This window comes from Bacteroides fragilis (assembly GCF_019583405.1).
In the GTDB taxonomy this organism is placed as follows: domain Bacteria; phylum Bacteroidota; class Bacteroidia; order Bacteroidales; family Bacteroidaceae; genus Bacteroides; species Bacteroides fragilis_B.
The window spans coordinates 543,318-556,511 of sequence record NZ_SZUU01000002.1 but is presented as its reverse complement, the minus strand read 5'-3'; the positions used below and the strand labels follow the sequence as shown (position 1 = coordinate 556,511).

The window sequence follows — 13,194 nt, the reverse complement described above, 5'->3', positions numbered from 1 at the left end:
AATCTGCTTTTTTTAAATTAACATATCATGGAAAATACCAAAAACAACTCTTACATGAAACTTATCCCGGTGATGCTCTGCTTCTTCGCCATGGGATTCGTAGACTTGGTGGGCATTGCCTCCAACTATGTGAAAGCAGATTTAGGACTGACGGATTCACAGGCAAATATCTTTCCGTCGCTCGTGTTCTTCTGGTTTCTGATTTTCTCGGTGCCTACGGGAATGTTGATGAACCGCATCGGGCGTAAAAAGACCGTGTTGCTCAGTCTGCTGATCACCTTTGCATCGTTGCTGCTGCCTGTCTTTGGCGACAGCTATCTGCTGATGTTGGTCTCTTTCTCGTTGCTCGGAATCGGCAACGCACTGATGCAGACATCACTCAATCCGCTGCTTTCCAACATCGTGAGCGGTGAACGCCTGGCAAGCACCCTTACTTTCGGGCAGTTCGTAAAGGCCATTGCTTCTTTCCTTGCCCCTTACATCGCTATGTGGGGAGCTACGCAGGCTATCCCTACCTTCGATTTAGGCTGGCGAGTGCTGTTCCCCATCTACATGGTGGTGGCAATCGCTGCCATCCTGATGCTCAATGCCACGCAGATCACCGAGGAGCCTGAAGAGGGTAAACCCTCCACTTTCGGGCAGTGTTTGGCTTTGCTGGGCAAACCTTTCATCCTGCTCTCGTTTCTGGGCATTATGTGCCATGTCGGGATCGATGTCGGCACCAATACCACAGCACCGAAGATTTTGATGGAACGTCTGGGCATGACTCTGGCAGATGCCGGGTTCGCAACCAGTCTCTACTTCATCTTCCGTACGGCAGGTTGTTTTCTGGGGGCATTTGTTTTGCAGAAGATGGCAGCCAAAACCTTCTTCGCCATCAGCGTGTTGTGTATGCTGGCGGCTATGGCAGGGTTGTTTATTTTTCAGGATCAGACGATGATTTACGTTTGTATCGCCCTGATCGGGTTTGGAAATTCCAATGTATTTCCTATCATCTTCTCGCAGGCATTACTTTATATGCCGGGCAAGAAGAATGAGGTTTCCGGCCTGATGATTATGGGACTTTTCGGAGGAACCATCTTCCCGCTGGCAATGGGAGTGGCTTCGGATGCAGTGGGACAGAGCGGAGCCGTGGCCGTGATGACGGTCGGGGTACTTTATCTGATGTTCTATACATTGAGAATCAGAAAGTAATTTATTTAATAACCATAATGAAGCGGTAACCCTGAGGGTGTGTTATAATTCACTACAGAGTAGCACAGAGTTCCACAGAGAGAACTTAATCTGTTGATAGCTAATGGATATTTATCTGTGTAATCTATGGTGAATACGAGTTCCGGCACACCTTCCTGAGGTGAGGCTTCCCAATTCATGCCATGAACAATATAATCGTAGGAATGGGCGAAGCACTTTGGGATGTGCTGCCCGAAGGAAAGAAAATCGGGGGAGCCCCGGCTAATTTTGCTTATCATGTGTCTCAGTTTGGCTTTGACAGCCGTGTGGTCAGTGCGGTGGGAAACGACGAGCTGGGAGATGAAATTCTGGAAGTATTCCGGGAAAAACAGTTGAAGCACCAGCTTGAGCGGGTCAATTATCCGACAGGAACCGTGCAGGTGACTCTTGACGGTGAAGGAGTGCCGTGTTATGATATTAAGGAAGGCGTAGCATGGGACAATATCCCCTTCACGGACGATTTGAAGCGTTTGGCACTGAACACGCGGGCCGTATGTTTCGGTTCGCTGGCACAGCGCAACGAGGTGAGCCGCGCCACCATCAACCGCTTCCTCGACACCATGCCCGACATGGACGGACAGTTGAAAATATTCGATATCAATCTCCGCCAAAGTTTCTATACCAGGGAAGTGTTGCGCGAATCTTTCCTGAAGTGTAACGTGCTGAAGATTAACGATGAGGAGCTGGTTACCATCAGCCGTATGTTCGGCTATCCGGGCATCGACCTTCAGGATAAATGCTGGATTCTGTTGGCCAAGTACAATCTGAAGATGCTGATCCTGACATGCGGTACGAACGGTAGTTATGTATTTACCCCTGGTGCGGTCTCTTTCCAGGAAACCCCGAAAGTGCCGGTTGCCGATACCGTGGGGGCAGGTGACTCGTTCACGGCAGCTTTCTGCTCATCTGTTCTGAAAGGAAAGAGTATACCCGAGGCACACAAACTGGCAGTGGAAGTGTCGGCTTACGTGTGTACACAGAGCGGTGCGATGCCCGTACTACCGGATGCTCTGAGAAATCGTTTAGATGATTAATGTGTTGGTTTATATAGGGTTATTGATTGGTTGATAGAGTCGTGGGGATGTGTCATAACTCTTTTCACCACAGAGTATCACAGAGTCTTTTTATTAATAACCAACAATTTAAAATCATCTCTGTGCTACTCTGTGTCCTCTGTGGTGAGTTTTGACACACATCCGTCTTGGTTTTAAACCGGCCGGATGGAAGATTTCGGAGGGAAATTGTTATATTTGCCTCCGGAACCTTTTATGTAATAACCAACCATGAAACGTGTACTTTTCTTACTTGGGCTGGTTTTGTCGGGACTGCTTGTCTCGTGTAGCCATGATGCTCCCCGGTACGTCATCGGCGTGTCGCAATGCAGCGATGATACCTGGCGGCATAAGATGAATGACGAGATACAGCGCGAAGCCTTATTTTACGGAGGCGTAGAGGTAGAGACGCGTACGGCGAATGACGACAGCCGGCGACAGATAGAAGATATACGTCACTTCATCCGGCAGAAGGTAGACTTGCTTATTGTGGCTGCCAACGAGGGAATGGCTCTCACTCCCGTTGTGGAGGAAGCTTTCGATAGAGGTATTCCGGTGATTATGGTGGATCGCAGGATACTTTCCGATAAATATACCGCATACATCGGAGCCGACAATTACGAGTTGGGCAAAGCCGTCGGCAATTACATAGCCCATCGCCTGAAGGGGCGTGGAAAAGTAGTCGAACTGAGCGGACTTGTCGGTTCCACTCCTGCCATCGAACGTCACCAAGGCTTTATGAGTGCCATCAGCCGGTATCCGGGCATCACCTTGCTTGCCCGGGAGGATGCGGGTTGGTTGAGGCAGCCTGCCGAAATAAAGATGGATTCTCTCTTGCAGTGTTTTCCGGAGATTGATGCCGTGTATGGGATGAACGACCGTATGGCCGCCGGTGCTTATCAGGCTGCCAGACATCTGGGACGTGAGGAGGAGATGCTGTTTGTAGGTATCGATGCTCTGCCCGGCAAGGGTAACGGAGTGGAACTGGTACTGGACAGCGTGCTGGATGCTACCTTCATTTATCCCACCGAAGGAGACAAGGTGGTTCAGCTGGCGATGGATATTCTACAAAAGAAACCTTTTAAACGGGAGACAAAACTGAAGACAGCAGTAGTCGACGCGGTAAATGCGCACGTGATGGAATTGCAGACAGCCCATATCAGCGAGTTGGATGGAAAAATCGAGACGCTCAACAGCCGGGTAGGGACGTATCTTTCGCGGGTGGCCACGCAGCAGGTGGTGCTGTATGGGGGCTTTGTCATCCTGTTGTTGATCGTCGGATTGCTGATTGTCGTGTATAAATCTCTCCGTTCCAAGAATCGCCTGTACCGGGAACTTTCCCGCCAGAAGGAGCAACTGGAAGAGCAGAGAGACCAACTGATAGAACTTTCCCATCAACTGGAGGAAGCCACACATGCCAAACTGGTTTTCTTTACCAACATTTCACATGACTTCCGCACCCCTCTCACTCTGGTTGCCGATCCGGTGGAGCAGTTGTTGGCCGACCCGTCATTGGAGGGTGACCGGCGCAGGATGTTGTTGCTGGTGCAGCGCAACGTACAGATCCTGTTGCGTCTGGTCAATCAGATACTCGATTTTCGCAAATATGAGACGGGAAAGATGGAGTTTACCCCGGTCCCGCTCAACCTGTTGCAGTGCTTCGGAGAGTGGAACGATTCGTTTCAGGCAGCCGCCCGGCGGAAGCATATCCATTTTTCGTTCGACAGCATGCCCGGTGCCGATTACCACACTCTGGCGGATGCTGAGAAGATGGAGCGTATCTACTTCAATCTGTTGGGTAATGCGTTCAAGTTCACCTCCGAGAATGGTAAAGTCACTGTCCGGCTTTCGGCTTTGCAGAAAGAGGGCACTCCTTTCTTCCGTTTTACGGTCGCCAATACCGGGAGTCTGATTTCGGCAGAACATATCCGCAGCATCTTCGACCGTTTCTATAAGATCGACAGGCATCATACCGGTTCCGGTATCGGGCTGGCACTGGTAAAAGCGTTTGTCGAGATACATGGCGGAATCATCGAGGTGGAGAGCGACGAACGGCAGGGAACTGTCTTTATCGTCGATTTGCCGGTGCGGACATGCGAAGCGGAGACCGGCGTGGCATCTGCTCCGGTGGAGGCATCTGCTCCGGACCGGGTGGATAACCTGCTCCGGGAGGATGAAGCGGAGAACTTCAATGATCCGTCCAAACCTTCTGTACTTGTGATCGACGACAATGCTGACATCCGTGCTTATGTGCACACATTACTCAATTCGGAGTACTCCGTCATTGAAGCTGCGGACGGGACCGAAGGAATCCGTAAAGCGATGAAGTATGTTCCCGATGTCATCATCTCCGATGTGATGATGCCGGGGATTGATGGTATCGAATGTTGTCGGCGGTTGAAGGGGGAATTGCAGACCTGCCACATTCCCGTGATCCTGCTGACAGCTTGTTCGCTTGACGAGCAGCGTATTCAGGGGTATGCCGGTGGAGCCGATTCTTATATTTCCAAGCCTTTTAGTTCGCAGTTGCTGCTGACCCGTATCCGCAATCTGATTGAGTCGCGACGGCGCATGAAGCAGTTCTTTGGCGACCGGCAGACATTGGCCAAAGAGGATATCTGCGATATGGATAAAGATTTTGTCGAACGGTTCAAGTCGCTGATTGAAGCAAAGATGGGTGATTCGGAACTGAATGTGGAAGATTTGGGCAAGGAGATGGGGCTGAGCCGTGTTCAGCTCTACCGGAAGATCAAGTCGCTCACCAATTTTGCGCCGAACGAACTGCTTCGCATGGCACGGCTTAAGAAAGCGGCTTCGCTGCTGGCCTCTTCGGACATGACGATAGCAGAGGTTGGATATGAAGTGGGTTTTACGTCACCTTCCTACTTTACGAAATGCTACAAAGAACAGTTCGGTGAAAGCCCGACGGAGTTTTTAAAAAGAAGCGGATTATAAAAGAACCTGCTGCATAAAAGCGATACACCCATGAAAGATTATAAAGAAAATAAATCTAATTTGTCCGAAACTTTCTGCAATGAAGTATACAGTGTCGTGCGTGAAATTCCTGCCGGTAGCGTTGTTACTTATGGTGATATTGCCGCTTTGCTCGGGATGCCGCAATATTCACGTATGGTGGGGCGTGCATTGAAGCAGGTACCTGCCGGTTTAAGCCTTCCTTGTCATCGGGTAGTCAATGCTATAGGACGATTGGTGCCCGGATGGGATGAACAACGGCAACTGTTGTCCGATGAAGGTGTTTCATTCCGAAAAAACGGTTGTGTCGACCTTAAACTTCACAGGTGGAAGAGCGACAGTATTTGAGTGGGGTGATGCCGGCCTTCTTGTGGCAGTTTATGTACATGCGGCGTGTTCATCGAAAATAATGTGATGAACTATTTGAACGCTCGGCTTGTTTATTTAATTGTCCGTACACACATCTTTGGGTAATACCTGTGTATGGATGTGAATTTGACTTTCGGGATATAGTAACTATCTGTTGACAGGAATCCTGTCTGTAATAACCGGGTTAAGAAATCATATTTGACCGGGGGAACAACACGACCGTTGTTTTCCGGTATCAACTTTTTTACTATAAAGAAGTGTTTGTTTTCGTGTGTGTAGGCCGCCCGGTCCGTTTTTTAATAATCTAAACCCTATTATGTATGAGTAAAATAACGATTAAAGACTTGTATCTCATTTTTGGCAACGACAAGCAGCATGCTTTACGTATGTTGAAAGAAGGAAAGAGCAAGAGTGAGATCTTAAAGGAAACCGGATGCACGGTTGCCGTAAAAGACGCAAACCTCTCTGTCCAGGAGGGAGAGATATTTGTGATTATGGGACTTTCGGGGAGTGGGAAATCCACTTTGCTGCGTTGTATCAACCGATTGATAAAACCTACTTCCGGTGAGGTAATCATCAATGGAAGAGATATTTCGAATGTTACCGATAAAGAGCTGCTCCGTATTCGGAGAAAAGAACTGGCTATGGTGTTCCAGCATTTCGGACTGTTGCCCCATCGTTCGGTGTTGCATAACATAGCTTTCGGGCTGGAGCTGCAAGGAGTGAAAAAACAGGAACGTGAGCACAGGGCGATGGAAAGTATGCAGTTGGTGGGTTTGAAAGGTTACGAGAATCAGATGGTCGGCGAACTGTCCGGCGGGATGCAGCAACGCGTCGGGCTGGCCCGTGCTCTGGCCAACGATCCCGAAGTGCTGCTGATGGATGAAGCTTTTTCCGCCCTCGATCCTTTGATCCGTATACAAATGCAGGATGAATTGCTGACTTTACAGTCTAAAATGAAAAAGACCATTGTGTTTATTACTCACGATTTGAATGAAGCCATCAAGCTGGGCGACCGGATTGCCATCATGAAGGATGGGGAAGTGGTGCAGGTAGGTACTTCGGAGGAGATTCTGACAGAGCCGGCGAATGCTTATGTGGAACGCTTCGTGGAGAGTGTGGATCGTAGCAAGATCATTACTGCCTCTTCGGTGATGGTTGATAAACCCCTCGTGGCCCGGTTGAAGAAAGAAGGGCCGGAAGTTCTGATCCGTAAAATGTTCGAACATAATCTGACCGTGTTGCCTGTGGTAGATGCAAACAATGTGTTGGTGGGAGAGGTGCGTTTAAAGGATTTGCTCCGGTTGCGTAAAGAGCAGGTGAAGTCAATAGAGTCGGTCGTTCGCGAAGAAGTGCATTCGGTGCTGGGAGATACGATATTGGAAGATATCCTGCCATTGATGACTAAAACCAATTCTCCTATCTGGGTGGTGAACGAAGGCCGTGAATTTCAGGGAGTCGTCCCCTTGTCATCGCTCATTTTCGAAGTGACCGGAAAGAACAAACAGGAAATCAATGAAATTATTCAAAATGCAATAGAATTATGATCAACATAGGACAATATATTGAAGAACTCATCAACTGGATGATGATACACTTCTCCGCTTTTTTCGATGCGCTGAATCTGGGCATCGGCAGTTTTATCAATGGGTTTCAGCATATCTTGTTTGGTATCCCCTTTTATCTGACCATTGCTGCAATGGTGTTGCTGGCATGGATGAAGGCCGGGCGCGGGGTAGCGGTTTTCACCCTTTTAGGGTTGCTGCTTATCTACGGTATGGGCTTTTGGGAGGCCACCATGCAGACATTGGCACTGGTGCTGTCATCTACTTGTCTCGCCCTTATCGTGGGGGTGCCCATCGGGGTGTGGACGGCAAACAGTAACCGTGCGGAGAAAGTGATACACCCCATACTGGACCTGATGCAGACCATGCCTGCCTTTGTCTACCTGATACCTGCCGTCCTGTTTTTCGGGCTGGGGGTGGTGCCGGGAGTGTTTGCCACCATCATCTTTGCAATGCCTCCGGTGATTCGGCTGACGGGACTTGGCATTCGCCAGGTACCGAAGAATGTGGTAGAGGCTTCGCGTTCGTTCGGGGCCACCCGGTGGCAGCTGCTTTATAAAGTGCAGTTGCCTCTGGCCTTGCCCACTATCCTGACCGGAGTGAACCAGACGATTATGATGTCTCTTTCCATGGTTGTCATTGCAGCTATGATTGCGGCAGGCGGCTTGGGTGAAATCGTTCTGAAGGGTATTACCCAGATGAAAATCGGTTTGGGCTTTGAAGGAGGTATAGCGGTTGTGATACTGGCAATTATTTTGGACCGGATTACTCAGGGGATGGTTCGTCGTAAGAACAAAAAATAGAAAGGAGAAAGAATCAATATGCGGAAATATAGGATAATAGGAAGTTTGTTGTTGTTACTGGCCGTGATGTGTACGGCCTGTAACCCGGATACCGGGAAAAAGAAGATAAGCATCGCCTATGCCAACTGGCTGGAGGGCATTGCCATGAGTCATCTGGCCAAAGTGGTGCTGGAAGAGCAGGGGTATGAGGTAGAACTGCTCAATGCGGATGTGGCCCCCATCTTCGCGTCGGTTTCGCGTCGGAAAGCGGATGTGTTTATGGATGCCTGGCTGCCTGTGACGATGAAAGACTACATGGATCAGTATGGCGATCAGATCGAGTTTATCGGTGAGGTATATGACAGTGCAAGGGTCGGGCTGGTAGTGCCTCAGTACGTCAGTATCGACTCAATCGGAGAACTCGCTTCCCATAAAGGGCAATTCTCTTCTGAGATTGTCGGGATCGATGCCGGAGCGGGCATTATGAAAACTACGGATAAGGCTATTGCGGACTATGGGCTCAATGGATATAAGTTGCTTACTTCCAGTAGCTCTACCATGTTGGCTTCCTTGCAGAAAGCCATGGATAAAGAATCGTGGATCGTCATCACCGGATGGACACCGCATTGGATGTTCGACCGCTATCCCCTGAAGTTCCTGCATGATCCGAAAGGTACTTATGGGAATGTGGAATCTATCTATGTCGTCGGATGGAAAGGATTTACGGAGAAAGATCCTTTTGCGGCAAAGTTTTTCAGCAATATTAAATTCACTACAGAAGAGATTAGTTCGTTGATGAAAGCATTGAAAGATGCACGGATGGACGAAGAAGACCTTGTCCGGAAATGGCGTGACGAACATCGGGAACTGGTAGAAAGCTGGATTCCTGAATCATAAGCGGTATATGTGTGTCTGGGAATCCAACTTCTGAGTTCTGTCTATCGGGTAACGGCGGTGCGTTGGTAGGCAAGCCGTTCCGTACCGTTCTTCACATAAATGATGCCACAATAGGTGAAACCGTTCTTCAAGAGAATGTTTTGGAGAACTTTATTGTCACGGTGAGTGTCTACACGCAGGTTCGGACAGCGGGACGAACACCATTCCAGGCATAAGTCCATCAATCCCTTTACCCGTCCGCCGGATGCGATGCGATGGATTACCCCGTAAGGGGCATCGTTGAGCCAAGCGCCGTCTTTGATAACTTTATAGTTGGGGTCCTCTCCCCGGATGAAGGTAAAGCAACCTTCCAACTCCCCGTTTTCATTTACAAATACATAACTGTCCCCGTTTTCTATGTCTTGCCGGATGTCGTCGGAAGCGGGGTATCCGTTGATCCACTGGTTGGCATTGCCATTGGCAGCCATAAAGCGGCGGGCACGTTCGTAGAATGGCATCACTTGGTCGAGTTCTTCAAGTCGGGTTGGTCGTATGGTTATATTCATAATTATTCCGTTTGGGGGGCACCACAGATTACACGGATTAACACAGATTGATAATTTATCTCGTCAATATATCGAATTAAGAGTTCTGTGTTAATCTGTGTAATCTGTGGTGAAACCTATTCATTTCTATTTGGCAAAAAGGGGAAAAGAACCTATTTTAGTCCCTTCCCCCCTTTGAGAGTTATATTATCTGATCAAAGATCATTCAGCAACACCCCAAGCCTGGTTGGCCAGACGCTTGTAGTTGTTGTAACGCCACTTAGCGTTGTCCTCGGCAGCCTGGAACAGTTCTTCTGCTTCTGCAGGATACTGTTTCATAACCGATGCGTAACGAACTTCGCCTTTCAGGAAGCCTTTGAAGTCGTCCCAGTTCGGTTCTTTGCTATCCAACGTGAACGGATTCTTGCCTTCAGCTTCCAGAGCCGGGTTGTAACGCCACAAGTGCCAGTAACCGCACTTAACGGCTTTTTCTTCTTCTTCCTGGCTCTTACCCATACCGGCTTTCAGACCGTGGTTGATACATGGAGCGTAAGCGATGATGAGTGACGGTCCGGGATATGCTTCAGCTTCGCGGATAGCTTTCAGGGTCTGAGCCTGATCAGCACCCATAGCGATCTGTGCAACATATACATAACCGTAAGTGGTAGCCATCAGACCGAGGTCTTTCTTACGTACGCGTTTACCAGAAGCGGCAAATTTAGCGATGGCGCCCACCGGAGTGGCTTTAGAAGACTGACCACCTGTGTTAGAGTAAACCTCTGTATCCAGAACCAGAATGTTAACGTCCTTACCCGAAGCGATAACGTGGTCGAGACCACCGTAACCGATATCGTAAGAAGCACCGTCACCACCAATGATCCACTGGCTGCGTTTAACCAAGTATTGAGTCAGACCTTTCAGCTCTTTGCTGATCGGGCAACCTGCCGCAATACCTTGTTCGATGATTGCTTCGATCTGCGGAGCCAGTTCTTTGGTCTTGTCTGCATCGTACATGTTTTCAATCCATGCTTTCAATACTTCCTTAGCTTCAGCCGGAGCATTGTCGGCTGCCAGGATTTCGTTGAATAACTTCACGATGCGTGCACGCATCTTTTCGTTAGCGAGTTCCATACCCAAACCAAATTCGCAGAAGTCTTCGAACAGTGAGTTAGCCCAAGCCGGACCGTGTCCTTTTGCGTTTGTTGTATATGGAGTTGAAGGTACTGAACCTGAGTAGATAGAAGAACATCCGGTAGCGTTGGCAACCATTTCGCGATCACCGTACAACTGAGAAATCAGTTTCACATACGGAGTTTCACCGCAACCTGAGCAAGCTCCCGAGAATTCGAACAATGGAGTAGCGAACTGAGAGTTCTTCACGTTAGCCTTGATGTCTACCAAGTGTTGTTTACTCTTCACGTTGTCTGCACAGTAAGTCCAGTTATCAGCCTGAGCCAACTGGCTTTCAAGGTGTTTCATAGTCAGAGCCTTGCCACCCTTCTTCGGGTTGCCCGGACAGATGTCGGCACAGTTACCGCAACCCAGACAGTCGAGAACGTCAACCTGGATACGGAATGTCATGCCGTCGAATGCTTTGCCTACAGCTTTCAGTTGTTCGAAGCTTGCACCTTTCTGCTCTTCTGCGTCGAGTACAAACGGACGGATAGAAGCGTGAGGACAAACATAAGCACACTTGTTACACTGGATACAGTTTTCTGCGTTCCATTCCGGTACGAAAGCAGCTACACCGCGTTTTTCGTATTTCGAAGTACCCTGATACCAGGTTCCGTCTTCGATACCCTTGAATGCAGATACAGGCAGCAGGTCTCCGTCCTGAGCGTTGATCGGACGAACCACTTCGTTGATGAATGCCGGGTCGTTGTTTTCAACTTTAGCATCATCCGGCAGGTTAGCCCAAGCCGGGTCAACAGCCAAAGTCTTGTATTCGCCACCGCGGTCAACAGCTGCGTAGTTCTTGTTCACAACGTCTTCACCCTTCTTACCGTAAGATTTCACGATGAATTTCTTCATCTGTTCTACAGCCTGGTCTACGGGGATCACGCCTGTGATACGGAAGAAAGCAGACTGGAGGATGGTGTTGGTGCGGTTGCCCAAACCGATTTCCTGTGCAATTTGGGTTGCGTTGATATAATATACAGAGATGTTGTTCTGTGCAAAGTATTTCTTCACTTTGTTAGGCAGGTTCTTTGCCAGTTCTTCGCCTTCCCAGATGGTGTTCAGCAAGAACGAACCGTTCTTACGCAAACCACGGGTTACGTCATACATATGCAGGTAAGCCTGAACGTGGCAAGCCACAAAGTTCGGAGTGTTTACCAGATAAGTAGAACGGATAGGGTCGTCACCAAAGCGCAGGTGAGAGCAAGTGAAACCTCCTGACTTCTTAGAGTCGTAAGAGAAGTAGGCCTGACAGTGTTTATCAGTGTTGTCACCGATAATCTTCACTGAGTTTTTGTTGGCACCTACCGTACCGTCAGCACCCAAACCGTAGAATTTAGCTTCGAACATGCTGTCGCCGCCCAAAGCGATTTCTGCTTCCTGAGGAAGAGATGTGAAAGTTACGTCGTCTACGATACCGATAGTAAAGTGGTTTTTCGGCATCGGCATAGCCAGATTCTTGAATACGGCGATGATTTGTGCCGGAGTAGTATCTTTAGAACCCAGACCGTAACGACCGCCTACGATAACCGGAGCATTTTCTGCGCCATAGAAGCAGTCTTTAACATCCAGATACAGAGGTTCGCCGTTAGCACCCGGTTCTTTTGTACGATCGAGTACTGCGATTGTTTTGGCAGTCTTAGGTACGGCAGCCATGAAATGTTTGGCAGAGAACGGACGGTACAAGTGAACTGCAACCAAACCTACTTTCTCGCCCTGGCTGGTCAGGTAGTCGATAGCTTCGCGGGCAGCTTCGGTTACAGAACCCATGGCGATGATTACGCGTTCTGCATCTTCGGCTCCGCAGTAGTCGAACAAACCGTATTTGCGTCCTGTGATCTTGGAAATCTCGTTCATGTATTCCTCAACGATGGCAGGAACAGCGTCATAGTAGTTGTTGCATGATTCGCGGTGCTGGAAGAAGTGGTCAGGGTTTTCGGCCATACCACGGGCAACCGGATTCATCGGGTTCAGCGCACGGGCACGGAATTCAGCAAGAGCTTCCTGGTCAACCAGCGGAGCGAGGTCCTCGTTTTCCAGCATTTCGATCTTCTGGATTTCGTGTGAAGTACGGAAACCGTCGAAGAAGTTCATGAAAGGAACGCGGGCTTTGATTGTGGCAAGGTGTGCAACACCGGCCAAGTCCATCACTTCCTGTACAGAGCCTTCAGCCAACATGGCGAAACCTGTCTGGCGTGCAGACATTACGTCCTGATGGTCACCGAAGATACACAGTGCGTGAGAAGCCAGTGTACGGGCCGATACGTGGAATACGCAAGGCAGGAACTCACCGGCAATCTTATACATGTTCGGGATCATCAAAAGAAGACCCTGAGAAGCAGTGTAAGTAGTAGTCAGTGCACCGGCCTGAAGAGAACCGTGAACAGCACCTGCCGCACCACCTTCAGATTGCATTTCCTGTACCAATACTGTTTCGCCGAAGATGTTCTTACGTCCTGCGGCAGCCCATTCGTCTACGTATTCAGCCATCGTAGAAGAAGGAGTGATGGGGTAAATGGCAGCTACTTCTGAAAACATATACGAGATATGCGCAGCGGCCTGGTTACCATCACATGTGATGAATTTCTTCTGTTTAGTCATAACTAAAAATAATATTTAAGTA

At 49.1% G+C, this 13,194-nt stretch carries 8 protein-coding genes and 2 pseudogenes; 8 read left to right on the top strand and 2 right to left on the bottom strand.

Features of this window, described 5'->3' with window-relative positions; translation table 11 throughout:
* Positions 1 to 27: 27 nt before the first annotated feature.
* The 8 genes and pseudogenes from FDF36_RS06735 to FDF36_RS06705 all read left to right on the top strand — a co-directional run bounded on the left by FDF36_RS06735 (position 28) and on the right by FDF36_RS06705 (position 8,871).
* Positions 28 to 1,194, top strand: coding sequence for an MFS transporter (locus FDF36_RS06735; RefSeq protein ID WP_005807727.1), 1,167 nt, complete (start codon positions 28 to 30; stop codon positions 1,192 to 1,194).
* A 182-nt stretch (positions 1,195 to 1,376) separates the two neighbouring features.
* A complete protein-coding gene (locus FDF36_RS06730) occupies positions 1,377 to 2,267 on the top strand; it encodes a carbohydrate kinase family protein (protein ID WP_005780717.1) in 891 nt (296 codons plus the stop codon).
* A gap of 249 nt (positions 2,268 to 2,516) precedes the next feature.
* Positions 2,517 to 4,385, top strand: a pseudogene (locus tag FDF36_RS06725) (substrate-binding domain-containing protein); the annotation flags it as partial.
* Positions 4,386 to 4,475: 90 nt separating this feature from the next.
* Positions 4,476 to 5,240, top strand: a pseudogene (locus FDF36_RS21520) (response regulator transcription factor); the annotation flags it as partial.
* 30 nt (positions 5,241 to 5,270) lie between these two features.
* Positions 5,271 to 5,606 (top strand): MGMT family protein, encoded by a 336-nt coding sequence (locus FDF36_RS06720; RefSeq protein ID WP_022011291.1) that lies wholly within the window; start codon positions 5,271 to 5,273, stop codon positions 5,604 to 5,606.
* Positions 5,607 to 5,947: 341 nt separating this feature from the next.
* On the top strand, positions 5,948 to 7,174 hold the full coding sequence (locus FDF36_RS06715; RefSeq protein WP_220390800.1) for a quaternary amine ABC transporter ATP-binding protein: 1,227 nt from the start codon (positions 5,948 to 5,950) through the stop codon (positions 7,172 to 7,174).
* The gene (locus FDF36_RS06710; RefSeq protein ID WP_005780712.1) at positions 7,171 to 7,995 is read left to right on the top strand and encodes an ABC transporter permease; all 825 of its coding nucleotides are present in this window, start codon (positions 7,171 to 7,173) and stop codon (positions 7,993 to 7,995) included. Before FDF36_RS06715 ends, FDF36_RS06710 begins: the two co-directional genes overlap by 4 nt.
* An 18-nt stretch (positions 7,996 to 8,013) precedes the next feature.
* A complete protein-coding gene (locus tag FDF36_RS06705; RefSeq protein WP_220390799.1) occupies positions 8,014 to 8,871 on the top strand; it encodes a glycine betaine ABC transporter substrate-binding protein in 858 nt (285 codons plus the stop codon).
* Positions 8,872 to 8,912: 41 nt separating this feature from the next.
* Here the strand turns inward: FDF36_RS06705 and FDF36_RS06700 are convergent, their stop codons facing one another.
* Positions 8,913 to 9,416 (bottom strand): hypothetical protein, encoded by a 504-nt coding sequence (locus tag FDF36_RS06700; protein ID WP_005780707.1) that lies wholly within the window; start codon positions 9,414 to 9,416, stop codon positions 8,913 to 8,915.
* Between the two features lie 201 nt (positions 9,417 to 9,617).
* Complete coding sequence (gene nifJ, locus FDF36_RS06695; protein WP_220390798.1) at positions 9,618 to 13,172, bottom strand: pyruvate:ferredoxin (flavodoxin) oxidoreductase; 3,555 nt, start codon at positions 13,170 to 13,172, stop codon at positions 9,618 to 9,620.
* Between the last annotated feature and the right edge of the window lie 22 nt (positions 13,173 to 13,194).

Excerpts from the sequence above, each read along its gene's own strand:
- FDF36_RS06735 (WP_005807727.1), top strand. The coding sequence starts at position 28 with ATGGAAAATACCAAAAACAACTCTTACATGAAACTTATCCCGGTGATG.
- nifJ (WP_220390798.1), bottom strand. The coding sequence starts at position 13,172 with ATGACTAAACAGAAGAAATTCATCACATGTGATGGTAACCAGGCCGCT.
- FDF36_RS06710 (WP_005780712.1), top strand. The coding sequence starts at position 7,171 with ATGATCAACATAGGACAATATATTGAAGAACTCATCAACTGGATGATG.
- FDF36_RS06705 (WP_220390799.1), top strand. The coding sequence starts at position 8,014 with ATGCGGAAATATAGGATAATAGGAAGTTTGTTGTTGTTACTGGCCGTG.
- FDF36_RS06700 (WP_005780707.1), bottom strand. The coding sequence starts at position 9,416 with ATGAATATAACCATACGACCAACCCGACTTGAAGAACTCGACCAAGTG.
- FDF36_RS06720 (WP_022011291.1), top strand. The coding sequence starts at position 5,271 with ATGAAAGATTATAAAGAAAATAAATCTAATTTGTCCGAAACTTTCTGC.
- FDF36_RS06730 (WP_005780717.1), top strand. The coding sequence starts at position 1,377 with ATGAACAATATAATCGTAGGAATGGGCGAAGCACTTTGGGATGTGCTG.
- FDF36_RS06715 (WP_220390800.1), top strand. The coding sequence starts at position 5,948 with ATGAGTAAAATAACGATTAAAGACTTGTATCTCATTTTTGGCAACGAC.